Raw genomic sequence first — 22,690 nt, 5'->3', positions numbered from 1 at the left:
CGACGTATCGCCGCTCGACTTCGTGTAGCTATAGCCGAGGCCCAGCAGCATCGCCGGCGTCAACTGGTAGTTCACGAAGCCTTGCCCCGTGTTGTACTTCTCGGTCGAACCGAACGTCGACAAGCCGTCCGACTTGTATTGCGCATTGCTGTAGCCAGCGCCGACCGTGAACGCACCCACCGTGTACTGCGCGGCAACGCGAGCGATATTGATCGACTTCGCCGTCTGGTAACCCAGGTTGATCGGGCCGTTGAACGTGCCGTCCGACGTGCCGTTCCAGCCGCCGCCCGATGCCGTCGGCGTGCGCACGCCGTTCGTGTTGTCAGCCTTGAAGTAGCCTGCTGCAACGCCGAGCGGGCCGTTGTTGTAAGCCGCAGCCACCGACCACGTTTGACCCGAGCCCGTCTTGCCGGCGACACCGCCCAGCGAGTACATGCCCTCGACCTGGAAGCCGGCGTAGTTCGGCGACAGGTACTTGATCGAGTTGTTCGTACGCGAGCTGTTGTCGTAGTTGTCGACGTCGCCTGCCGTTGCGAACACGCTGCCGAAGTAGTTGTCAGCCGTGATGCCTTGCACCAGGTCGACGAGCGGATCGTATTGACGGCCCAGCGTCACCGTACCGAATTGCTTGCTCTCGAGGCCGACGAACGCCTGGCGGCCGAACATGCGGCTACCTTGACCCAGTTGACCCGTGGTGGAGTTGAAGCCGTTTTCCAATTGGAAAATCGTTGCGAGTCCGCCGCCCAGATCTTCCTGGCCCTTCAGGCCCCAGCGGCTGCCGGACAGATTGCCGGTGCCCATGTTCCAGCCGTTGTCGCTACCCGACTGGTGATGTACGTACGTGATGGACGTGTCGATCACGCCATACAGCGTCACGCTGCTCTGAGCTTGAGCAGCACCCGCGGCGCCGAGCAATGCGAGCGAGAGCGTCGACAATGCGATTTTTTTCATCATTTCTCCACGCGAATGATTATCGAAGACTGTTGCGAAGCGGAGAATATCGCAATGTCCTTACAAAGGTGACCGGAAAAAAAGAAAGTGTCTCCAAAAGGAAACACCCGTGACACGTGGCCGCGGTAAGCCACCAGGCGCGCATCGTTGCGTAATGCGAAATTGTCTATTCCCGAATCGGGAATAGTTCACGTTGTGATATTTATTAATCGAACGCGCGTAATTGTCTGGCTAAAGCGCCGGTTAATTCATCAGCGTAGCGGTTTGCCGGCTGCCGGCCGGACGGGGCCCGCACGCTGCCGTTCCTTTCGGCGCTGGTCTCTCGCGGCACGCCTCGTGCGATCGCGGGACGCGGCGAACTCCGCGCCGAACAGCAGGACGAGGGCCGAAAAGTAAAGCCACATGAGCAGTGCCGCGAGCGAGCCTGCCGCGCCGAACGCATTGGCCATTCCGGCATGCGCGAGATAGAGCGCGAACAGCTTTTTGCCGCCAGAAAACAGCAACGCGGAGACGACGCCGCCTATCAAGGCGTCGCGCCACTCGACACGAGCGTCGGGCAGGAATTTGAGTAGTGCTGCGAACGACAGCGCGAGTACCACGAGCCCGAACGTCAACTGCAGTATGTCGCCGACCGCGGCATACGAGGTACCGCCCCAGAGCCATTCGCCGACGAACGTGATGATGGTATCGAGCACGAGCGATACGATCGCGAGAAACGCCACGCCGAGCACGAGTCCGAACGAAATGAGCCGCACCTTGACGAGCGCAACGACGCTGGAAAAACGGCTCGTCGCACCGATCGGCCATACGACGGCGAGGGCGCTGTTCAGAGAAGCGAAGGTCGCCGACGCGCCGAGTGCGAGCGCGACGAACGACACGAATGCGGCGAAGCCGCCGCTGTCTTTGTGCGTACGGGCATTGGCGACGATCATCTGCACCGCGGCGGCCGCCTCGTCGCCGATCAACTGATGAACGTCCGAGAAGATTTCTCCGCGGATGGCGTCGGCGCCGAAAAACCAGCCCGCGACGGCGATTACCATGACGAGTAGCGGCGCCAGCGAAAAGGCCGAAAAAAAGGCGATGCCGGCTGCCATCGTCGTGCATCGGTGTTCGCCGAAATGCACGACCGCATCGGCGACGCAGGCGACTTCGCGCCGCGCGGCATCATACGTTCTGCGAAGTGAAAGCGCGGTCATGGCGTGCCCCGACAGAAAACCGAGCGATTGCTCCACATCCCGCAGGGGACGTGCCAGCCCGAGGTGTGGCGGCGCAGGAATTCCGCCTGTGCCGGTTGCCGCGCCGACGGCATTGCGTGCGTTCCGATATGGCACTCAGCCGTATCGCGCGCGGCGCTCGATCGGCGCCGAGGGCTCGCCATCGTGGCTTTGCTTGGCGGCGCGCATCATGTGCCGCGGCGTGGTGCCGAGCAAACGGCTCATCCAATGCGCCATATGGCTTTGGTGCGCGAAACCGGTTTCCAAGGCAACCTGCGTGGCGCTCAGCTTGCCTTGCAAGATCAACTCGCGGGCGCGCTCGACGCGGCGTTGAACGACGTAACGATGCACCGGCATCGCAAACGTCTCACGAAAGAGGACTTTGAAGTGCGGCACGCTAAGTTCGACCAATGCGGCGAGATCCGACAGCGTCAAACGCTGGTCCAGATGGCTCTCGATGAACTCCGCAACGAGTCTGGCCGCGCGCGGCCCGAGCGTTTGCTTGCGCTCGCCAAGGGCGGGCGCGCCTGCAGCCAGTCGCACCGTCATCGCGGTGCACAGGCTCTCCGCGAAGAGCGGATCGGACGGCAGATCGGATTCGAGCTCGGCACGCAGCGCCCACGCGAGATGCTGCAAGCGCGGATCGCGTAATTGGAATTGCGGGCGGATGCGCGCTTGCGAAGCGGTGAGGCCAAGCTGATCGAAAGTGGTTCGTGCGAAGCGATCCGTCACCCAGATGCGCAAGATCGTACTGTCGGACTCGTCGATCCACTCGCCGTCGAGCCCGGCGGGAACGACATCGGCATCGCCGTGCGCCTGGATGCGGGCGCATCGGCTCCCGTCGCAGCGGCAGCGGGCCTTGACTGGCGCACCGACGTGAAAGGCGATGCGGTGGGCCGTACTTGCCGGAACCTGGTAGGCCCCGGCGGGGAACGCCAACAATTCGGCGCCGAACCCAGTCCATCCCAGGCCGGTGCTCGAGTGCAGCACGTACCGCGCGAGGGGCGGCGGGAGTTGATCGCGTGTCGTTGCGTTCATGGCATCGAGGGGCTGGGCGTCGGTTCGAATGGTCGACATTGTGCGACGTTTTCACCGGGTCCGCTCCGGCATGCCCTACATGCGGCGCGCGGCTGGGTGGCCCATCGTCGCCATCCATATCTGCGAATTGCGATCCGGGCATGCGCGCGAAACCTCCGATGCCGCGATAGGATCGGCCTCACCTTAGTGGACGGAGCAAATCGTGTTCGTCATTTTCGGTGCATCGGGAAATGTGGGGCGCGCGACGGTAACGGCGCTCGTCGAGGCGGGAAAGCCCGTGCGCGCGGTGGTACACGACCGCGCGCAGGGCAACGCGTTTGCACGCATGGGATGCGACGTGGTCGTGTGCGAATTGGCCGATAGCGCCGCGGTACAACGTGCGCTCGAAGGTGCATATGCGGTGCAGATGCTTTGCCCGGTGCCACGCGGCGACACGGAACCGGCCGATACGATGCGTCGAGCGATCGATGCGGTCGAGACGGCGCTGCGTGCGCGGCCACCTTCCGTTGTGCTTGCGCTGTCGGACTATGGCGCGGAAAAGCCGCGCGGAACCGGGATCACGGTCCTCTTTCACGAACTGGAGCAGCGGTGGCGCGGTATTGCGGCGCGCTCGATCATGCTGCGTTCGGCCGAGCATATGCATAACTGGGCGCGCGTGATGCCGCTTGCGTTGCAAACAGCGGTGCTACCGAGCTTTCACCATCCGCTGAGCAAGCAATTTCCGACGGTGGCGGCATCCGATGTCGGGCGCGTCGCGGCCCAACTGCTGCTCGACGAATCCGAGCAGGCATTGCGCGTGGTGAGTGTGGAATGCGAGCACCGCGTCAATGCGTTCGAGGTCGCGCAAACACTTGGCCAGGCGAGCGGCCGGCACATCGATGCCGTCGCGGTACCGCGCGAAGCTTGGGAGCAGACGCTCGCCCATGCGGGACTGAGCGCCGCGCATGTGGCGTTGATCGTCGAGCTTTACGACGCGCATAACGCCGGCATGATCGACGTCGAAGCCGGCGCGGGCGAACGCCGTTTCGGTTCGACGTCGCTGCGCGAGGTGTTCGACGAGATCGTGCCGCGCGTGATGGCGATGCGTAACGCCTCGGTAGGCGGCGAGCAGTTGTGAGGACGATCGAAGCAATCGTGTCGCTCGCCTGGCAATGGGCCCTGCGGCTGGCGTCGATACCGGAAATGCTGGCGGGAATTCCAAACAGTAATGAGGATTTTTCGTTGCATTAGTCTGACCGGCGTCAGACCGGCCGCTTGCCTTCCTCGAGATATTCAACGATCAGTTGCCGAAGAGCGGCGATGCGTTCGTAAGGCGTGGCAGCGCTGGCGCCGAACGCGCGTCCGTACGCTGCCCCGTGGCCCCGAGCTTGCAGCCATGCTCCGGGAAGCCAGCGCCGTATTTTTTCCGCCAGCATATGTGTCGCCTGTTGCGCAATCGCCGAAGGTGCGGGAGGCTGCCCAGTCGATTCGCCCTGGCGCGTTCCGATGCTGCCGAAGAATGCCTCGTAAAAACGCTCGACGGTGTATCGCTCGCCATTTGGAAACTGGAGACGGTCGGACATCGGCGAGGCGTAGGCCATGTCGTTCGTCTGCACACCGCCCCATCGCTCCCTATGTCCAGCCGCCGCAATTGCACGGTAGTCGAGGGCAATATCGCTCAGGTCCTTCACGAGGACGTCGACAACCCGCCCGTGAACGTCAATCACGACATCGATATTCTGCTCGTGCAATTGCGGATGGGCATGCGTGTCGGTGAGCGTGTTCATCAGGATAGCCGCGAGCTTCGGCGCCAACTCGCGAACGAGCCACGATCCTTGAAGTTCGCCGATCGAAGTAGCTCCCCGCGCGCCGGTACCGAAAATGGTTCGTCCTTGCTCGCTATCGGCAAATGCGGGGTCCGTCAGCACGTGAACGGGGGCGACGAAGTCGCCATTCTTGAATCCACGACTGGCCACGGGCATTTCGCGCCAAAGCGCGGTGATCGGTGCCGCGCCATCGTCGAATCTCAGCGCGATGCCGGCCGGCTCACGGATATAGTGGGGGTTGCCTTGCAGTGCCGCGGAAAATTGGACTGCGGCTTCGACGTCCCGCGGCAACAATCGCTTGTGGGGCGCGTTGAAGGAGAAACGTGGGTTGTCAGGTATCGAAAATTTGAACTGCTGCCAGCCCGAGCCTGTTTTGATCAGTACCGTTCGATACGAACTGCGCATGAAAGCGGGCTCTCTCTGCTCCAGGGTCGGCTGGCCGAAATGTTCGCTCAGGCGCTCGAGATTGGTCCGGTCGCCATAGTGCAAGCGGATGCGGACCTTCCCGTCGGGTGCTTCGAATGGCGAGCCCCTCACGTCGCCGAATACCGTCAGACTGCCCCCCTTTTGCGCAATCGTTCGCTCGTCGAGATCCCAAAACGGCGAGACACCGCGTACCGTCGACGGCATGAACTGCGACGCCAGCCGTTCATTGGGGCGGCTGCCGTTGAACTGGCCTTCGTGAAAGACCAGGCCGATTGCGTACTTGTCGTAAGGGGTCTCGATGAGCGGGTCCGATAGCGTTACCCGCGCTCGCTTATGGAGGTATACGGAGGAGTTGTTCGCCGGCCTGGCATTCAGCGGCTGTAGCGCAGGCGGCAAGCTTCGCGTCGCGGGCGCCGGCTCGGGCGGATTCGAAGACGTGCGTCCGCCCGCGATTGGCTGCTCGCCGTCGGGACGATTCTCGCAGCGGTCCTTTCCAATCCGTGTCATGTCCGAGGAGCCCTCCAATGCAAGTCGACCCCGTCGCTTACGCTCGATGGTGCTCAGTATCCGCGTCCAAGGCTCGGCCTTATGCGAACTGGTTTGCGGGAAAACGCAATTCCGGAGCGGCCGCCGTGCACTGGGTGTAATCGTGTGAATAATGCATCGGGCGATGGATTTCGCGGCGCCAGCCGGATTCTGTCGCGGCTGGCTGGTGCGGCGTCCTAACCCATCTGTCGGTGCGAATCTGCGCGGCCCAAACGACGGATGCGGCGGGTGAACAACAGCACGCCCGCCACGACGGGAACGATGAGCAGGCCTTCCAGCACCTCGGGGTCCAGCGGCAGTTGTGCCGCGTGGAGCGCGCGTAGCGCCGCGCCCGAAAGATTGAGGACGTAGTACGAGATGGCCGCCACGGAGAGGCCCTCCACCGCATGTTGCAGATGCAGTTGCGTGCGTGCGGTGCGATTCATGCCTTCGAGCAGCGCAGTCGTATGTTCCTCCTGTGCCAGATTGACGCGCGTACGCAGCAGATCGACGGCCCTCGCAACACGCGTGGCGGACTGTTGATGCCTCGACCACACGGAACTGCACGTTTGCATGGCGGGCAATAACCGGCGCTGCATGAATTCCGCGATCGTAGGGAACCCTTCGATCCGCGCTTCCCGCAACTCGGCAATGCGTGCGAGCACGAGCTTCTCGTAGGCCGCGGACGCGCTGAAGCGCGTCTCCAGGCCAGCGTGCGCCTCGATCTGGCCGGCCAGGCGGGTGAGCTCCCTGAGCAGATAGGCGTCGTCGTGCTCGGGGCCGGTCTGCTCCATGCGCCGCATGAGCATCGATAGCGATCCGTCGAGTTTGCCGAGAAACTGGCTGTGGCGGCGGGCGTCCGGTAACGCGAGCAACGCCATCATCCGATAGGTCTCGATTTCGAAAAGCCGCTGGATCAGGCGGCCGGCCTGCGCCTCGCGAAAGCCGAGATCGAGTACCAGGAAGCGAGAGAAGTGATCGTCGTGGACGAGCCAGTCGCAGTAGACTTCACCGCCCGAAAGAACCTTGGTACCCACGAGTACGGGCCCAGGCAGTAACGCCCGGACTTCACGGCGTGCCGCTTCGGCTTCGGCGTTGCAGAGCAATTCGGCGTGGACGGCGACAAAGACGCTTTTTTCGAGCAGTGCGAGCCATGAGCGCGGAATATCCGCCATCGCTGCGCCATCGAAAAGACGCTCCTGTGCGGCCGTGCGCACGAAGGTGAAGGTGGAAAACTCGGTGTGCTTTTCCCACTTGACTTGCCAGTCGCCTTTTCCCGCCGCGTAATGATTGTGCTGGGCAGAAGGCGCCGGAAGTTCCATCGCGGCGGCCAATGCCGCCAACAATCGGCCGTGGATGTCTTCGTCGTGCTCGGAATAGATGGCGAGATGGCTCAGTGACGCCGGGCCGGTAATTCGCAGGAAGGGGCGTGCGTGAAGTTCCTTGGAAAGCGGATCTCTGAGCGGATGATTGAGCGAGGCGAACATCGTGAGGAATCGGTAGCCGGGTGCGCCAGTGTACCGTTTCCTCGTGGCCGTTTCGAATGGCGGCGACTGCCGCCAGCCTGCACAGCCGCGCGCAATCCTGCGCTCAACGGCGTCCGGCGGGCATCGGCGGAAGACTACCGGCGTCGGTACGGATGGGCCTCGACCGTCACCTTGCTGCGCTCGAGCCTCGTTGCGACACGCGGGCTCGCGCCGCGGATGAACAGGATCGCGCAAGTGGCGACCATGAACCAGATGGAGAGAATTGTCGCGAAAGCGCTCATGTCGGCCTCCCAGAGTGTCGAAGATCGCGACCGGGTCTCGGGCTTGTCAGCCATCCGGTCTGTCGATGATTGGCAGTCTGCGCGCGCGACGCGGGCTTCGATTCGATAAAAAGAGGCCGAATTCAGGGCTAATCCGAGCCATGGGAGGCGATGGCTCGAATCTGGAGACTGCAGGGGCTGGGAAAACGCGGGGCATCGAGGGGTTCAGAAAGTTTTACGGCTGCCGTTGATCAGATAGCGTCGCCCGCGTTCGTTCCCTGTAATTGGGCTGCGAGATGGCGCCTCCCCTTGGCCGAGCTCCGAAGAAGGAATTGCCCTATGCTGCCCCGTTTCCGTGATCTGCGCATTGGCGCTCGTCTGGCCATCGCCTTTTTCATCGCCGCTTTGCTGACAGCGGTGCTTGGTGTCGTGGCGTATGGACGGTTGTCCGCCATCAGTGGGGAATGGCAGGAGTACGAATCGGTCACAGTCGCGAAACTCCGCTTGCTCGAGCACGCGAAAGATATGTTCGGCGAGGCGGTGCACAGCTACAAGGATTACGTCCTTCGCGGCGGTGCATATCGCGCGAAGTTCCTCGCGAACCTGGACGAGATCGATAACTCGGCTCGAACGTCATTGCGCTTGGGTTCATTTGGGCCTGCCGAGTCGGCGGGTGTCGACACGCTGATTGCGGCAACGGCCGCTTACCGTGCGACGCTCGTGGCCCTCGATCCGCTGATCGCGTCAGGTGCTTCGATCGAATTGCGCGACCGTAACGTCGCGGGAGCGGACAAGCCCATCGGCCGTGCCCTCGATGCCTTGATCGCCATCGGGACCGCACGCACGCATGAAAAGGGGGCTTCGATCACAGAAGCCGCCTTGTTCGCGCAACGCACGATCATCGGGGTAACCATCGCGGCCTTGGTGTTGGCCATCCTGTTGGCGTTTTTCATCGCCCGGGGCATTACCGTTCCGATCGGCGCAGCCGTATCGGCCGCCGAGGCGGTAGCGCGGGGCGATCTCACGCAAGCGATCGTCACCGATCGCGCCGACGAGACAGGCAGGCTTCTAAGCGCGCTCGGCGATATGACCGGGTCGCTTCTCCGAGTCGTGGGCCAGGTACGTCGCGGCGCCGATGGCTTGGCGACGGCGACCAGCCAGATCGCCGCGGGCAATCAGGATCTCTCTTCGCGCACGGAGGAGCAGGCGAGCTCGCTCGAGCAGACCGCCTCCAGCATGGAGGAACTCGCCGCGGTGATTCGGCGCAATGCGGACAATGCGCACCAAGGCACCGCAATGGCCGGCAATGCGGCCGAGGTTGCGCTCAAAGGCAGCGCCGTGGTGGGCAACGTCGTCGATACCATGGGCGAGATCAGCGAGCGCTCGGGCAAGATCGCGGACATCACCGGGATCATCGAAGGGATCGCGTTTCAGACGAACATTCTCGCGTTGAATGCGGCGGTGGAGGCAGCACGCGCCGGGGATCAAGGGCGCGGTTTCGCTGTCGTGGCGTCAGAGGTGCGCAATCTGGCCCAGCGTTCGGCTGGCGCCGCCAAGGAAATCAAGGAGCTCATCGCCACGTCCGTCGCGAAAGTCGACGATGGTGCACGACTGGCATCGGAAGCCGGCGAGACGATGGACGAGGTTACGCGAGCGATCACGGCGGTGCGCGACATCATGAATGAAATTGCAGCGGCTTCGGCAGAGCAAAGCCGTGGCATCGAGCAAGTCAATATAGCGGTGGCCCAGATGGATCAGACGACGCAGCAAAACGCGGCGCTCGTCGAAGAGGCCGCAGCTGCCTCGACTTCGCTACACGAGCAGGGGCGCCAACTGAGCGAGGTCGTGGCATTTTTTCAAATCCCGTCGACTCGACTACTGTAGACACCTTCAAGATCTCGAGCGCCGCGGCGCTACCGGCTCGCGCTGGAAACGGATTGCGCGGTCTCGTCCGGATGAGCTACCGTTTCATGGGGCCGCGTCCGCACGAACGCGCCGGCCAACACCGCGGCGATCGTGGCGGCAATCGCGCCGAGCAGGAACGCGAGATGGTAACCGCCGTTGAGCGCGCGGTTGAGGTCCGCCCCCGCGGCGGCAAGCCGATCGCTGCGCGCAGCCGCCAGGCTGGCGAGAATCGCCAACCCCAGCGCGCCGCCCATCATGAACGACGTGTTGACCACGCCGGAGGCCAGACCCGACTCGTCGGGCGCCACATCGCTCATGGCGGCCAGCAGAACCGGGTTGAACGCCACACCGGCACCGAGGCCCAGCAGGATCATGCCCGGCAGCACGTGTAACGCAAAGCTGCCGTCCACGGGTGCGCGCGCAAACGACGCAAGGCCGAGCGCCGCGACGAGAAGACCGATGCACAACGGGGCGCGAATACCGAAGCGCATGACGAGCTTCGCCGATAGCCCGAGGGAAAAGACGGCCATGATGATGTTGGCCGGCAGGAATGCCAGGCCGACTTTCATGGCGCTGTAGCCGAGCACCCGCTGGAGATAGAGCGCCGAGATGAAGAACCATGCGAACATCGCCGCGGCCCAGAGCACCCCCACCACGTTGGCGGTCGCCACATTGCGCAACGCGAACATGCGAAGCGGCATGAGCGGATGTGACACGCGCGATTCGACGATCAGAAAAACGACCATCAAGCCGATGGCGAGGCCGAGCTGTGCAAGAGTCGGTACGGACGTCCAGCCCGCTTTGTTGCCATGCACGATCGCATAGACCGCGAACATCAACGAGGTCGTGACGGCGAGCGCGCCCGCCACATCGAGTTTGCCGCGCTCAGCCAACGGCTTGGCGGCCGGCAGCAGCGCCAGGCATGCCACATAGACGCCGACACCGATCGGGACGTTGACCAGAAATATCCAGTGCCAGCTGAGCGTACTCGTCAGCAGACCGCCAAGCAGCACGCCGATACTGCCGCCGCTCGCGCAGACGAAGCCATAGACGCCCATCGCTTTCGCGCGATCGCCCGGCGAGGTGAACAGATTCATGATCAGCGACAGCGAGACGGCGGAGACCACCGCTCCGGCCACACCTTGCACCGCGCGCGCAGCGACCAGCAGGCCTTGCGAATAAGCGAGCCCGCATCCGGTGGACGCCAGCGTAAAAAGCGCGATGCCGAGCAGGAACAGCCTCCGGTGTCCGAACAGATCGCCGAGGCGGCCGCCCAACAGTAGAAAACCGCCGAACGTGAGCATGTAGGCATTGACCACCCATACGAGCGACGTTTCGGTGAACCCGAGATCCGCGCGGATGGACGGCAAGGCGACGTTCACGATGGTCGTATCGAGTACGATCATCAGCACGCCGAAACAGAGCAGGATCAGCGCGAGCCAACGCCTGCGTTCGTCGATGCCATGTTCCATGAGCCACTCCTCTCGTATTCGCGATTGCTTTTGGGGTGATGTCCATATCTCTGACTCGGCGGCGACAATAGTGGGGACCGTGGCCGCCGCGCCATTCGACGCGAGCAATGATAAATGCTCGGCGCATTCTTCAGCGCCGAGCTGAGCGGGCGCCAATTCGTCACTACGGCTTTTAGTAGATATCGGCAATGTTTGAATGGGAACGGTGTGCGTGCTTCGCTTTTCCGTAGTTCCACTTCTGGTTTGCGTAGATCATGGGGCCGCTAACGTGACACACTTCGGATGCAGCGCGACTTCAACGAGGTGCTTCAGGTAAAACGGTGCAAATCGATGAATCAGGTGGACGATCTAGCAGAAATTTTACCGAGCCTGTTGCCGCGATTGTGGCGGTTCGGACTGCGGCTTGCCCGCAACAAGGAAGACGCCGAAGATCTCGTCCAGCGTGCTTGCGTGCGCGCGCTCGAGCGGCGACACCAATTGCAGCCGGGCACGTCGGCGCTGAGCTGGACGTTTTCGATCATGCATTCCGTCTGGTTGAACGAGGTGCGAGCGCGCCAGATTCGCAGCCGCGCCAGTCTCGAATGGAGCGAGGAGTTGGTCGATACCATTGCGACCCCGGCCGGTTCCAATCCCGAGCTGAAAGTGCTGCATTGGGAAATCATGAAAGCGGTGGACGAATTGCCGGATGCACAGCGCGTCGTGATGTTGCTTGTTGCGAGCGAAGGACTAAGCTACCAGGAAGCGGCGGACACACTTGGCATTCCGATCGGGACCGTCATGAGCCGGCTCGCCCGCGCCCGGCTTACGATCGGGCAGCGTTTCCACAACGACGACCGCCGGGCGGTTCGCGCTCCCGCCAACCGGCAAGCCGGCAATATGCGCGATCCGAGGGTGGTATGACGTTTGCGGAAATCGAATGCGCGGGGTTGGCGCAAACGATGACAGGAGAACCTCAATCATGAGCGTCGACGAGATCGTGCTGATGGAGTATGTCGACGGCACGGCCAGTCCCGAAGTGCGGGCCGAGGTCGAGGCCGCGCTCGAACAGTCGCCAGATCTGGCCGAGCAGCTCGTCATCATGCGCGCTTCCGCTTTGCCGTTTCAGGCTGCGTTCGAACATCAAGTGCTGCCCGACGTCCCGGCGCAGCTTCGCTCGAACGTCGAGCGGCTTGCCTCGAATGCCCCGCGTGGCCGCCAACGCATGATGCTGCCCTGGCTCGCCGTCGCGTTCGTTGCCGGTGCATTCAGCGCGGGTATCGTGTTCAGATACCTTCCGCCGGTCACGACTGGCTCGCTGCTGGCCGCCGCCGATACGAGGGACTCGCAAGTTTCGCCATGGGTCAAAGCTGTCGTCGATTATCAGGTGCTTTACTCGCGCAAGACGCTCGCCGATCTCGTTACGGACCGCAATGCCACCGCGCGGACGGTGGATCAGATCCGCCGCGTCGACGGTATGCCGACGCTCAGCATTCCCGATCTGCGTGCGGCCGGTCTCACGTTCAAACGCGTACAGCGATTGAACTATGCCGGCCAACCGCTGGTGCAGATCGTTTATCTGCCCGAGCGGGGCGATCCCGTCGCGCTGTGCGCGATTGCCGAAACAGGACCCGACGAGCCGGCGCATGCGGAGCAGGTGGGCGGCATGGACGCCATCACCTGGCGGCGCGATCGTCTCGCGTATGTCCTCGTTGCGAAAAACGACAGCGTCGATCTCGCGCGGCTCGGCACGCAGATCGCACAGGGTCGTACTCCGGAGTTGGCGCCTCAGCTCTACGGGAGTGCCGGCGTGTAAGCGCCCGGCGATGGTGATCGCTGAGCGGGCGTGAGTTCTGGCGATAGCTCCGTTGTCGTGTCGATCCCGACCGGAAATCTTTCTGCACTTCCTGTACAAAGACCCATAGCGGCGCGCATAGCGCGCGCTCGCCCATGCGCGCTTTCGTAGTCGCGGAATAAAGTCGGTGGCCGCTGTGTTTTGCAAGTACGCAGCAACGTTATGCGTTCGGTATGCAGCGGCGAACGTGCGCGCCGATTTACGGAGTTTTCATCCTTCCAGGAGCTAGTCCCCATGATTCAACGATTCGCAAAGCTTCTTCTCAATTTGGCGATATGCGCGAGCGTCTCCACCGGCTCGATGAGCGCGCAGGCGGCCGCGGGCGTCGGTTTTGTCGAGCCTGCCGATGGCACGACAGTGAGCAACCCCGTGCACGTCAAATTCGCCGTCAGCGGAATGCGCGTCGCGCCCGCGGGCGAAGTGATCGAAGGGGCGGGGCATCACCATATCCTCATCGACGGCAAGCCGCTTGCGAAAGGAGACGTGATACCTGCGAACGATCACGCCATTCATTATGGTAAGGGCCAAACCGAAGCCGAACTGACGCTGCCGCCGGGCGACCATACGCTCACGTTGCAGTTCGCCGATGGCGCACATCGATCATACGGACCGGAATGGAGCCAGACGATCAAGGTCCATGTGAAGTAAAAACCGCACCCTCGGACGCCGACGAGATGGGTATCCAACCCGGCGTCCGGCCGGCTCATCGGGAAATCCCTCGTTATTGGAATAGTCCAATTTTTCTGGATCTTTTTGCAAGTCGGCTGCGTGCCTTCCCTCTACAATGGCTCGACCACACCGGCCGGGCCCGTTCGACGGATCGCATCAGGACGACTGCCTAACGCGCAACTTCGTCACCCCGGTCAGAAAACATAAGACAAGACATGGAGGAAGACGATGACAGTTGCCCACGCCGTCGACATTCAGGATTTCATCAACGCTCGGCGCTTTTCGAAGTTCCAGTGGCTGATTTTTTCCATGTGTTTCGTCATCGTGCTGCTCGACGGCTTCGATACGGCCTCGATCGGCTTCATCGCCCCTTCGCTGCTCGGCGAATGGCATCTGACCAAGCCCTCCCTTGCGCCAGTCTTGAGCGCCGCATTGTTCGGTCTGGCCTTCGGTGCGATCGTCGCCGGTCCTTTGTCCGACCGGCTCGGCCGACGCAAGCTATTGATCGGTTCCGTCGCCATCTTCGGCGTGGCCTGCCTGATATCGGCCTTTGCCGGTGACCTGAGTCAGTTGACGATCCTGCGCTTCATAACCGGCATCGGCCTCGGGGCTGCCATGCCGAACGCGGTCACCATGATGAGCGAGTATTGCCCCGATTCGCGTCGCTCCACACTGACCAACCTCATGTTCTGCGGCTTCCCTTTGGGTGCGGCGTTGGGTGGCTTCCTGGCCGCCTGGATCATTCCGCATTACGGCTGGCGCAGCGTGCTCGTCCTGGGCGGCCTCGTGCCGCTGGCGCTCTTGCTGGTCATGGCTGCTGCTTTGCCCGAATCCGTCCGCTTCATGGTGCTGCGTGCGCAATCCAAGGAGAAGATCCGCGCCGCGCTGCGGCGCATTTCGCCGGATGCGGATGCGGTCCATGACTTCACGTTGGGCGAGGCGGCTCCCGCGCATCACGGCAATGGGATCGGTGTCGTACTGTCCCGTTCGTACATCTTCGGCTCCATCATGCTGTGGATCGCCTATTTCATGGGGCTCGTGATTTTCTATGCGGCAATCAATTGGATGCCGATCCTGCTCAAGGATGCAGGGCTTGCGCCGCAGCGAGCCACGCTGATCTCCGCATTGTTCCCGCTCGGCGGCATCGGTGCCGTGCTGTCAGGCGCGCTGATGGATCGGCGTAACGGAAACCGGATCGTCGCGGCCTGCTTTGCATTGACGGCCGTCAGTGTTTTCATGATCGGCCAGACGGCCGGCAATATCGGTGGCCTCGTGCTGTTGGTATTCATGGCGGGTGTGTTGATGAATACAGCTCAGTCGTCGCTGCCGGCGCTCGCGGCTGCCTTCTATCCGACCGCCGGACGCGGTACCGGCGTTGCCTGGATGCTCGGCATCGGCCGATTCGGCGGAATCGCCGGCTCTTTTCTCGTAGCCGAGCTGACACGTCTGCACTTCAGCTTTGCGGGCATCTTCGCGGTCCTGGCCGTGGGCGGCATCATTTCCGCCGTGGCGCTGCTCGTGAAGCAGGCAGTCCATCCTCAGCAAGGCAGCAAGGGTCCGAGCGGCGATCGCGCGCAGGCCCTTGCGCACTGATTGGATTGTTGAAGACAGGCGCAACGGGAACGGCGCCGACGCCGTCGGACGCGATCAGGCAATGAAGCATTCGACCTTGCACGACATTCCGATCTTCAAGCTCTATGGGGAAGGTCATGACTGGCGCACGCCGGATCTGCTTCACTGCGAGTCGATCCCGGAGCGCAGCAGCCTGTATGACTGGGAGATTCGCGAGCACCGTCATTCCGACCTCGCGCAACTTCTCTACGTCCGCAGAGGAACGGCTCTGATCGATATCGAAGGCGAGCGCACGGAAATCAAGCGGCCAGCGATTCAGATCGTGCCGCCGCTATGCGTGCATGGCTTCAGGTTCAGTCCGGACGTAGATGGATTCGTCATCACGATCGCAGCTCCGCTCGTGAACTGGCTTCAAGAACAGATCGACGCGCCGCGCCCCGTGCTGCAGTATCCCGCTTGCTATCCGGCAGGCGCGGATCGGAAATACCTGGATATGCTCTGCGCGGCATTGAACCGCGAATACCGCAACCCGGCGCCTTCGCGAGATTTGCTGCTGCGCTCGCTCGTGAGCGCGTTGATGGTATGGGCCAGCCGCCAGGATCGTCAGCGCGAAGTGGCCAACGAACGGTTGGATCGCGGACATACCCACCTGAAGGCGTTTTCAAAGCTGCTCGAGCAGTGCTATCGCGAGCAACGGCCGATCAGCGAGTATGCGTCGTCGCTGGGTATCACGGCTGTCCATCTGAATGCGGTTTGTCAGCGCCTGGCCGGCCAGAGCGCGCTTTCGATCGTGCATCAGCGGCTGCTGCTCGAGGCCAAGCGGAATCTGATCTATACGACGCTGAGCGTGAGTCAGATCGCCGATTTGCTCGGGTTCTCCGAACCCGCGTACTTTACGCGCTTCTTCAAGCGCCTGACAGGCACCACGCCTAGCGGATTCAGAAAGGGCGATTGAGTCGCGTCGTCCGTTGCAGGCCGATGGCTCGGGACATGCCAAGCTATTTTTATTTCGACGCGTCAGCGCCGTGCAAACCGACTCCGGGGGGCACTGGCCGACGCACGTTCGTCTTTGTGCCGGAAATTGATGCGCCCTTTGGTCAGGTCGTAGACCGACAATTCGAGGCGGACGCGATCGCCCGCAAGGATGCGGATATGGTGTCGACGCATGCGACCCGAGGCGTACGCCCCGACTACCGCGCCGTTTTCGAGTGTGACGCGAAATCTGCTATCGGGCAGCACTTCGTCCACCACACCGTCGAGTTCGAGCAATTCTTCTTTTGCCAAATCCATTTCTCCGTGAGTGAGCCATCGCGAACACGACGACACGCCGAATCCCGGATCCCTGACGGGAAGCGGGTTCGGCAAGTTTTGCGCGCGATTTGGCGGGCGCAGCGGGTGCTGTGAAGCACCCTGCCTATTTACAGAGGCGAGATGTTCGAGGCTTGCATGCCTTTGGGGCCACGCTTCGTCTCGAAGCTGACCTTTTGGCCTTCGGCGAGCGTTTTGAAACCATCGCCGCGAATTTCCGAGAAATGCGCGAAGAGGTCGTCGCCGCCGTTGTCAGGCGTGATGAAGCCAAAACCCTTGCTGTCGTTGAACCACTTGACGGTACCGGTATCCATAAAAGTTCTCCTGATAATGGACAAATGTAGAGATGCGTCGCGAAATCGACGCGGGGAAAAGAATCAAGGAGGGAGAGGACAACGAATACCGCGTTCCGCGGTCAATGATGAACAGCAATCACGCTTCTTGAAGACTTCGGCCCTCACCCTACGCTTGACGTATGCCTCTGTCAAGGTATTTCGCTGAACGCCCCGCGCCGTATCGTATGATTGCCGTCGTGCGCGCTGGCGGTCAAGCCGGCGCAACCGGGACCGTTGCGCATGATTCTCATGCCGCGGCGGCCCATACACTCACAACGCCAAGAGGAAAGCCCCATGACCGCTGCAACGCAATTCGATCAAGTTTCCATCGTCAAACGAGCCAACGTTTACTTCGACGGCAAATGCGTGTCGCACACGGTGCTGTTCGCGGACGGCTCGCGCAAGACGCTCGGCGTCATTTTGCCCGGCACGCTCAACTTCGGTACCGATGCGCCCGAAGTCATGGAGGTGCAGGCAGGCCAGTGCCGCATTCGTCTCGAAGGAAGCGACGAGTGGAAGACGTACGGGGCGGGCGAATCGTTTTCGGTGCCGGGCAAGAGCCGCTTCGATATCGAGGTGGTCGAAACGCTCGACTATGTCTGCAGCTATCTCTGACATTCGGAGGCAGTGCGAGCGATGAGGCGACCGATTGATCGCCGCACCGCTCAGCCTTCGAGCCATGCGGCTACGTCGACTGGCCCGACGATGGGCCCGCCCAGCACGAACGTCGCGTCGGGCTGCGCCGGGACCGGGTGCGGCTCGGCCCCATAGTTGACGGCGAAGCGCAGCGCACCGCGCCTGCGCAGCCGCAGGCCTTCGGGCAACGCCGCCGCGTCGAGGCCTGCATCGCGCGCGCAGCGCATCATCAAGGCGCCCAGCAGGGCACGATCGAATCCGGCTGTCGCAAACGTCACCCGTCCGTGTCGAAGGATGGCGGGCACGCCATCGTCGAAGCGCGCGATCGTTTCCGTTTGCTCGCCGGGTTCCGCGTGGTCTCGCCATCGCAGTGCCGATCCGGTGACGCCGTCCAAGCGCAGAGTCGGACGCAACGAGGGCCGCAATGACTCGGCGGCAACGATGCGCATCGGCAGCACTTCCTGAAGCTTGCCCGGTGGTAACTGCGGCACGATCGAAAACGTCTCGGACTTCGCGCCGGTGCGCGGTCCAAAGAGCCAGTGGTTCGATCCTTTGCGAATCTGTTCGACGACGTGCTCGGGCAGAATCGGCAGCGTCGGTGCGACGACGAGCGCATAGCCGCTGACATCGGCGCGTGCCGATACCATATCGACATCGAGCCCGCATTCACGCAGGGCGCTATACCACTCGAAAACCAGATGCTGATAGTCGATGTCGACGCCGTGCCGCTGCGCTGCGATGAGCCAATCGGCTTCATAGTCGAATAGCAGCGCAACGTGAGCTTTTGAACTGCTTTGGCCGAGCGAAGCGGCGAGCCGGCGCAGCTCCGCGCCGACTTGCCCGACTTCGCGGCCGCCCGCCGAGAGCGCGTCGTCAGGGGTATGGAGGCCGGAATGCATCTGCTCTTGCGCGTAGGGACATTGCCGCCAGCGGAAGTACGACACGAGCTCGGCGCCATGCGCGAATGCCTCCCACGTCCAAAGCCGCACGATGCCAGGTTCGGGCACCGGGTTCCATGGCGCCCAATTGACGGGTCCAGCCTGCTGCTCCATGACCCACATGCGCCCGTTGCCCACACCGCGGTAGAGATCGTGGCTGAATGCCGAAACGTCGGGATGTCCGGTGCGTGCCCAGCGGTGCTTGTCGGCTTCGGGAAGCGGCAGGACTTCGGTGCGCGGTACCGGATAGCTGTCCCACGCAGCTACGTCGAGTCCGTTGCGCGCGAATGCATAGTGATCGAATGCGGCGTAAAACCCCATGAAATTGTGAAGTACATCGCGTCCCGGCGAATGCGCGCGAATCAGCTTGGCTTGCAACGCATGAAAGCTCGCGACTTCGTCGGACTGAAAGCGTCGGAAATCGAGCACATGGGCAGGGTTGGCATCGGTCGGGGTTCGGACCGGCAGTTCGATCTCGTCGAAGCTGCGGTATTCCATGCTCCAGAAAACGTTGCCCCACGCCTCGTTCAGTGCGCCGATGTTTTCATAGCGCGTGGCGAGCCAGCGTCGAAAGCGAAGCAATGCGGCTCGCGTATACGAGGGAAGCGTATCGTGGCAGCCGATTTCATTATCGGTTTGCCACGCGACGACAGCCGGATGCGCGCCGTAACGGCGCACCATCTCGCCGACGATCCGCGCACAGTGATCGCGATAGACCGGGCTCGAAATGTCGTAGTGGCGACGCGAGCCGAATTGCATCGTGGTGCCGTCGCTTGCAACCGGAAGTATCTCGGGATGCAGGTCGACGAGCCACTTGGGCGGCGCCGCGGTCGGTGTGCCGATGACGAGGGTCAACCCGTGGCGCGCCAGTGTGGCGATGGCATTGTCGAGCCAAGCCCATTCATAGCGACCCGGCTCGGGCTCGATCCGGCTCCATGCGAATTCCGCGATGCGAACACGTGCGATGCCCATCTCCGCCATGCGGCGCGCATCGCTTTCCCACTGGTGCTCGGGCCAATGTTCCGGGTAGTAACAGACGCCAAGCTGCATTGAGCGTTCCTCGATTCGTTTGTGAAAATGGTCGACGCGCGAGCTGGCGGTGCGCTAACCCTTCGTTGCGCCGAACGTCAGGCCGGCAACGAAGTGTTTCTGCATGGCGAAGAACATCAGGACGGAGGGCATGGCGGCGAGCACCGAGCCGGCCGACACGAGATTCCATGCGGTGGTCCACTGCCCCCTGAGCGCCGCTACGCCGACGGTAATGGGAGCTGCTTCGTCGCCTTGTGTGAGGCAGAGCGCCCAGAAGTAGTCGTTCCAGACGAAGGTGAAGACCAGAATGGCTAGCGCGGCGAGCGCCGGCCGCACGAGCGGCAGCACGACGCGCGCGTAGATCGTCCACTCGCTCGCCCCTTCGATGCGCGCGGCCTCGATGAGTTCGTAGGGAAGCTCGCGGATGAAATTGCGCATGAACAGCGTGCAAAAACCCGTCTGGAACGCGGCGTGGAAAATGACGAGCGCCCAGACCGTGTTGTAAATGTTGAGTCCGAGCATCAATTCGCGCACGGGAATCATCAAGATCTGAATCGGCACGAAGTTGCCGGCGACGAATAGGCCGAGCAGCACCGCATTTCCTCTAAAGCGATAGCTGGCCAGCGCATGACCGGCCATCGAGGCGAGCGCGATCGAAATCGCCATGGCCGGCAGCGTGATCAGGCAGCTGTTCCAGAAGTAATGCAGCATCGGCGTCTGCGTGAGTGCCGTGCCGTAATTTTCGAAGAGCGCGAAGTGTCTGGGCCATGTCCAATACTGGCCTGCCAGCAATTCGTCGGTCGAGCGCACGGAGGTGACGAGTACGGCGAGCAGCGGCACGAGCCATAACAGGAGCGCGACAGGCAGCGAGACGCAATAGAGCAGGTGCGGTAGGGGCCGCCACCGGGCGATAGGCATCGGATACATCGAACGCTCCCTAGGCTGTGTTCAGGAATCGGTGCGCACGAGGCGGCGCAATTGCCACGCGATATAAACGAGCATGATCGCGAACAGCACGACCGCGATCGCGGCCGAATAGCCCTCGCGGTAGTACTTGATCGCTTGGTCGTACATGAAATAGGCGAGCACCGTCGAGCTGTCGAACGGACCGCCGCCGCTCATCACCGAAATGAGGTCGAAGCTGCGCAGTGCGCCGATGACGGTCAGCACGAACGCCATGAACGTGGCGGGCCGCAACTGCGGCAGGATCACGTGCCAAAGCAATGCCCAGCCGCCCGCGCCCTCCATGCGGGCCGCTTCGACGATTTCGGGATTGATGCCCGTGAGTCCGGTCAGATAGAGGATCATGCAGAACGGAATTTGCGGCCAAAGCGCGGCAAAAACGATTCCGAAGGTCACGTAGCGCGGATCGCCGAGCACTGGGATGCCGTGACCGACGATGAGCTTCAACAAGCCGAAGGTCGGGTCGTAGAACCACGAAAAGACGAGACCCACCACCACGCCGGGCAGGACGAACGGAGCGAAGAACAACGACTTCACGAAACGGATGCCGGTGACGTTCTGATTCAGGTAAAGCGCGAGGGCCAATCCGGCGGGCGGGGCAAGCAGAAACAGCGCGAGCCAGGTCAGATTGTTCTTCAGGGCGGTGTAGAACGTGTCCGATGCAATGAGTTCCCGATAGTTGTCGAGACCTGCGAATGTCTTCGCGGTCATGCCGTCCCAGTGATGAAAGCTGAGGACGATGCTGCTCGCGATCGGGTAGATGACGAACACCGTGAAGAGCGCGAGGCCCGGAAGCAGGAAGCAAAGTGCCGCGCGCGTGCGCCGCTTGACGAGCGGCGACGGAGTGTTCGTCGCCGGACGCGCTATGCGCCGCGACGCTCGTGGAGTAATGGAAATGGACATCGATCGACACTCCTGCATGCAGGGCGGGGGCGGTGGCGAGCACCGGCTCCGCCTGCTCGCATTGCCTACTTCTTGTAGATCCGCTTACGCGTGGACTCGAGGCGCTGCAAAATCGCATCGAGCTGGGTCGGATCGGAGAAGAACTGCTGCATCGCCTTCATGCCCTCGTCGGCCATTTCCTTCGTCATGTCGCGATCGTAAAACTGCGCGATGCCGCCCGGGGTACTCGAAAGGGTCTGGAAACCGACCTTCGATATCGGGTCCTGCGGCTCGGGGGCCTTGTTGTTGGACGGCAACGTTCCCCAGCCCTTCGCGAGCTCGCCGTTGATTTCCGGCTGACCCATGAACGCGATGAAGCGCCGAGCATCGGTTTTGTTTTTTGCCTTGGCAGGGACGATCAGCACATTGACGGGACCATCCTCGGCCAACGGAACGGAAGCATCGATGACGGGGAAACGGAAATAACCCATTTCCTGGCGCGTCGCCGAGGGCAATGCGGCCGAGAAGAACGTGCCCATCAGCATCATCGCGGCCTGACCGTTCACGAGCATCGGGCTGATCGAATCGACATCGTACGAGAGCGCGTTCTCGATGAAGTACTTGTCGTCGATGAGCGTTTTCCATGCTTCATAGACATGCTTCACGCGCGGGTCCGTATATGCGACGTCGCCCGCCATCAGTTGTTGGTGGAATGCGTAGCCGTTGATGCGCAGGTCGAGGTAGTCGAACCAGGCGGCAAGCGTCCACGAATCGCGCGCCGGCACCGCGATCGGCGCGATACCGGCGGCTTTCAGTTTCCTGCAGTCGTCGAGGAACTGCTGCCAAGTCGCAGGTTCGCCGGAAATTCCGGCCTTCTGGAACAGGTCCTTGCGGTAGAAGAACCCATATGCGTCGTATCCGAGGGGCACGCTGTACTGCTTGCCGGCGTAAGTCGACGATGACTTCACCGAAGCGTAAGTCTGGTTCCAGCCGTTCTTTTGCCAATCCCTGCTCAAATCTTCGAGCAGGTTGCGCCGGGCGAAATAGGCCATCCGTTCGCCGTTGTGCCAACTGAGCACATCGGGCGGATCGGTGGCGAGCCAGCCCGACATCTGCACCTTGTAAGCCTCTTCCCCGACATAGCTGATCTTCAGATCGACATCCGGATTCGCCTTCTTGAACTGATCGAATGCGTTTTGCCAGGTGGCGCGCTGATTGCCGCGCGCGGATACCGTGATATTCAGCGTTCCGGACCAGGCCGAAGATGCCGCTGCCAAAGTCACGCAGCTCAAAAAGGCCAGCGCGAGTGCGCGGACGTTGAGTTTCATCGTTGTCTCCTTTGTTGGTGTAATGCAAACGGCTGTTCGGAACGGCCAGAAATTTAAGCGCTTAAATTTTTATCGCCAAATTGGCGCGGTCGGTCGTACCATGTCGTCTCCTTGGT

Annotated in this window: 21 protein-coding genes; 8 read left to right on the top strand and 13 right to left on the bottom strand. The window is 62.1% G+C overall.

Translation table 11 applies throughout. From position 1 onward, the window contains the following. The 3 genes from VGL01_RS23710 to VGL01_RS23700 all read right to left on the bottom strand — a co-directional run. On the bottom strand, positions 1-951 hold a 951-nt coding region (locus VGL01_RS23710; RefSeq protein ID WP_331573734.1), incomplete at its 3' end, for a porin. A 251-nt stretch (positions 952-1,202) separates the two neighbouring features. Beyond that, positions 1,203-2,147, bottom strand: a complete 945-nt coding sequence (locus VGL01_RS23705; RefSeq protein WP_331573728.1) for a YihY/virulence factor BrkB family protein — start codon at positions 2,145-2,147, stop codon at positions 1,203-1,205. A 135-nt stretch (positions 2,148-2,282) separates the two neighbouring features. After that, positions 2,283-3,203, bottom strand: coding sequence for an AraC family transcriptional regulator (locus VGL01_RS23700; RefSeq protein WP_331573732.1), 921 nt, complete (start codon positions 3,201-3,203; stop codon positions 2,283-2,285). A gap of 202 nt (positions 3,204-3,405) precedes the next feature. On the opposite strand from VGL01_RS23700, the gene VGL01_RS23695 reads away from it, so the two are divergent. After that, positions 3,406-4,320 (top strand): NAD(P)H-binding protein, encoded by a 915-nt coding sequence (locus VGL01_RS23695; RefSeq protein WP_331573726.1) that lies wholly within the window; start codon positions 3,406-3,408, stop codon positions 4,318-4,320. Between the two features lie 124 nt (positions 4,321-4,444). On the opposite strand, the gene VGL01_RS23690 is transcribed toward VGL01_RS23695, so the two are convergent. The 3 genes from VGL01_RS23690 to VGL01_RS23680 all read right to left on the bottom strand — a co-directional run bounded on the left by VGL01_RS23690 (position 4,445) and on the right by VGL01_RS23680 (position 7,727). Then, positions 4,445-5,941, bottom strand: coding sequence for a hypothetical protein (locus VGL01_RS23690; protein ID WP_331573724.1), 1,497 nt, complete (start codon positions 5,939-5,941; stop codon positions 4,445-4,447). Positions 5,942-6,156: 215 nt separating this feature from the next. Continuing rightward, positions 6,157-7,446 carry a DUF3422 domain-containing protein gene (locus tag VGL01_RS23685; RefSeq protein ID WP_331573722.1) on the bottom strand — a complete coding sequence of 430 codons (1,290 nt, stop codon included), beginning with the start codon at positions 7,444-7,446 and terminating at the stop codon, positions 6,157-6,159. Between the two features lie 134 nt (positions 7,447-7,580). After that, a complete protein-coding gene (locus VGL01_RS23680) occupies positions 7,581-7,727 on the bottom strand; it encodes a hypothetical protein (protein ID WP_331573720.1) in 147 nt (48 codons plus the stop codon). A 318-nt stretch (positions 7,728-8,045) separates the two neighbouring features. On the opposite strand from VGL01_RS23680, the gene VGL01_RS23675 reads away from it, so the two are divergent. Then, positions 8,046-9,590, top strand: coding sequence for a methyl-accepting chemotaxis protein (locus VGL01_RS23675; protein ID WP_331573718.1), 1,545 nt, complete (start codon positions 8,046-8,048; stop codon positions 9,588-9,590). Positions 9,591-9,619: 29 nt separating this feature from the next. Here the strand turns inward: VGL01_RS23675 and VGL01_RS23670 are convergent, their stop codons facing one another. Then, complete coding sequence (locus tag VGL01_RS23670) at positions 9,620-11,083, bottom strand: DHA2 family efflux MFS transporter permease subunit (protein ID WP_331573716.1); 1,464 nt, start codon at positions 11,081-11,083, stop codon at positions 9,620-9,622. Between the two features lie 330 nt (positions 11,084-11,413). On the opposite strand from VGL01_RS23670, the gene VGL01_RS23665 reads away from it, so the two are divergent. The 5 genes from VGL01_RS23665 to VGL01_RS23645 all read left to right on the top strand — a co-directional run bounded on the left by VGL01_RS23665 (position 11,414) and on the right by VGL01_RS23645 (position 16,110). Further along, positions 11,414-11,983 carry an RNA polymerase sigma factor gene (locus VGL01_RS23665; RefSeq protein ID WP_331573714.1) on the top strand — a complete coding sequence of 190 codons (570 nt, stop codon included), beginning with the start codon at positions 11,414-11,416 and terminating at the stop codon, positions 11,981-11,983. Positions 11,984-12,041: 58 nt separating this feature from the next. After that, the gene (locus tag VGL01_RS23660) at positions 12,042-12,875 is read left to right on the top strand and encodes an anti-sigma factor (protein WP_331573712.1); all 834 of its coding nucleotides are present in this window, start codon (positions 12,042-12,044) and stop codon (positions 12,873-12,875) included. A gap of 339 nt (positions 12,876-13,214) precedes the next feature. Further along, on the top strand, positions 13,215-13,562 hold the full coding sequence (locus VGL01_RS23655) for a DUF4399 domain-containing protein (protein WP_331573730.1): 348 nt from the start codon (positions 13,215-13,217) through the stop codon (positions 13,560-13,562). 249 nt (positions 13,563-13,811) lie between these two features. Further along, on the top strand, positions 13,812-15,176 hold the full coding sequence (locus tag VGL01_RS23650) for an MFS transporter (RefSeq protein ID WP_331573710.1): 1,365 nt from the start codon (positions 13,812-13,814) through the stop codon (positions 15,174-15,176). 61 nt (positions 15,177-15,237) lie between these two features. After that, positions 15,238-16,110, top strand: a complete 873-nt coding sequence (locus VGL01_RS23645; protein WP_331573709.1) for a helix-turn-helix domain-containing protein — start codon at positions 15,238-15,240, stop codon at positions 16,108-16,110. 62 nt (positions 16,111-16,172) lie between these two features. On the opposite strand, the gene infA is transcribed toward VGL01_RS23645, so the two are convergent. Next, a complete protein-coding gene (infA, locus tag VGL01_RS23640; protein ID WP_331573707.1) occupies positions 16,173-16,439 on the bottom strand; it encodes a translation initiation factor IF-1 in 267 nt (88 codons plus the stop codon). A 134-nt stretch (positions 16,440-16,573) separates the two neighbouring features. After that, entirely contained in the window at positions 16,574-16,777 is a 204-nt protein-coding gene (locus VGL01_RS23635) for a cold-shock protein (RefSeq protein WP_173259452.1), read from the bottom strand. 315 nt (positions 16,778-17,092) lie between these two features. Between VGL01_RS23635 and VGL01_RS23630 the strand changes: the two genes are divergently transcribed. Continuing rightward, complete coding sequence (locus VGL01_RS23630; RefSeq protein ID WP_331573705.1) at positions 17,093-17,413, top strand: pyrimidine/purine nucleoside phosphorylase; 321 nt, start codon at positions 17,093-17,095, stop codon at positions 17,411-17,413. Positions 17,414-17,463: 50 nt separating this feature from the next. On the opposite strand, the gene VGL01_RS23625 is transcribed toward VGL01_RS23630, so the two are convergent. The 4 genes from VGL01_RS23625 to VGL01_RS23610 all read right to left on the bottom strand — a co-directional run bounded on the left by VGL01_RS23625 (position 17,464) and on the right by VGL01_RS23610 (position 22,574). Then, positions 17,464-19,422: a beta-galactosidase gene (locus VGL01_RS23625; RefSeq protein WP_331573703.1), complete on the bottom strand. Its 1,959-nt coding sequence runs from the start codon at positions 19,420-19,422 to the stop codon at positions 17,464-17,466. 54 nt (positions 19,423-19,476) lie between these two features. After that, the gene (locus VGL01_RS23620) at positions 19,477-20,328 is read right to left on the bottom strand and encodes a carbohydrate ABC transporter permease (RefSeq protein ID WP_331573701.1); all 852 of its coding nucleotides are present in this window, start codon (positions 20,326-20,328) and stop codon (positions 19,477-19,479) included. A gap of 21 nt (positions 20,329-20,349) precedes the next feature. Then, positions 20,350-21,267, bottom strand: a complete 918-nt coding sequence (locus tag VGL01_RS23615) for a sugar ABC transporter permease (protein ID WP_331573699.1) — start codon at positions 21,265-21,267, stop codon at positions 20,350-20,352. 65 nt (positions 21,268-21,332) lie between these two features. Beyond that, positions 21,333-22,574, bottom strand: coding sequence for an ABC transporter substrate-binding protein (locus tag VGL01_RS23610; protein ID WP_331573697.1), 1,242 nt, complete (start codon positions 22,572-22,574; stop codon positions 21,333-21,335). Between the last annotated feature and the right edge of the window lie 116 nt (positions 22,575-22,690).

Origin of the sequence: Trinickia sp. (genome assembly GCF_036503415.1) — a bacterium.
Lineage (GTDB): Bacteria > Pseudomonadota > Gammaproteobacteria > Burkholderiales > Burkholderiaceae > Trinickia.
This window is presented reverse-complemented; position numbering and strand designations above follow the sequence as displayed.

Bases quoted from the DNA above. Each gene is read 5' to 3' on its own strand.
- VGL01_RS23690 (WP_331573724.1), bottom strand. From the start codon at position 5,941: ATGACACGGATTGGAAAGGACCGCTGCGAGAATCGTCCCGACGGCGAG.
- VGL01_RS23645 (WP_331573709.1), top strand. From the start codon at position 15,238: ATGAAGCATTCGACCTTGCACGACATTCCGATCTTCAAGCTCTATGGG.
- VGL01_RS23625 (WP_331573703.1), bottom strand. From the start codon at position 19,422: ATGCAGCTTGGCGTCTGTTACTACCCGGAACATTGGCCCGAGCACCAG.
- VGL01_RS23660 (WP_331573712.1), top strand. From the start codon at position 12,042: ATGAGCGTCGACGAGATCGTGCTGATGGAGTATGTCGACGGCACGGCC.
- VGL01_RS23675 (WP_331573718.1), top strand. From the start codon at position 8,046: ATGCTGCCCCGTTTCCGTGATCTGCGCATTGGCGCTCGTCTGGCCATC.
- VGL01_RS23620 (WP_331573701.1), bottom strand. From the start codon at position 20,328: ATGTATCCGATGCCTATCGCCCGGTGGCGGCCCCTACCGCACCTGCTC.
- VGL01_RS23610 (WP_331573697.1), bottom strand. From the start codon at position 22,574: ATGAAACTCAACGTCCGCGCACTCGCGCTGGCCTTTTTGAGCTGCGTG.
- VGL01_RS23705 (WP_331573728.1), bottom strand. From the start codon at position 2,147: ATGACCGCGCTTTCACTTCGCAGAACGTATGATGCCGCGCGGCGCGAA.
- VGL01_RS23655 (WP_331573730.1), top strand. From the start codon at position 13,215: ATGAGCGCGCAGGCGGCCGCGGGCGTCGGTTTTGTCGAGCCTGCCGAT.
- VGL01_RS23680 (WP_331573720.1), bottom strand. From the start codon at position 7,727: ATGAGCGCTTTCGCGACAATTCTCTCCATCTGGTTCATGGTCGCCACT.
- VGL01_RS23665 (WP_331573714.1), top strand. From the start codon at position 11,414: ATGAATCAGGTGGACGATCTAGCAGAAATTTTACCGAGCCTGTTGCCG.
- VGL01_RS23685 (WP_331573722.1), bottom strand. From the start codon at position 7,446: ATGTTCGCCTCGCTCAATCATCCGCTCAGAGATCCGCTTTCCAAGGAA.
- VGL01_RS23630 (WP_331573705.1), top strand. From the start codon at position 17,093: ATGACCGCTGCAACGCAATTCGATCAAGTTTCCATCGTCAAACGAGCC.
- VGL01_RS23700 (WP_331573732.1), bottom strand. From the start codon at position 3,203: ATGAACGCAACGACACGCGATCAACTCCCGCCGCCCCTCGCGCGGTAC.
- VGL01_RS23615 (WP_331573699.1), bottom strand. From the start codon at position 21,267: ATGTCCATTTCCATTACTCCACGAGCGTCGCGGCGCATAGCGCGTCCG.
- VGL01_RS23670 (WP_331573716.1), bottom strand. From the start codon at position 11,083: ATGGAACATGGCATCGACGAACGCAGGCGTTGGCTCGCGCTGATCCTG.
- VGL01_RS23650 (WP_331573710.1), top strand. From the start codon at position 13,812: ATGACAGTTGCCCACGCCGTCGACATTCAGGATTTCATCAACGCTCGG.
- VGL01_RS23635 (WP_173259452.1), bottom strand. From the start codon at position 16,777: ATGGATACCGGTACCGTCAAGTGGTTCAACGACAGCAAGGGTTTTGGC.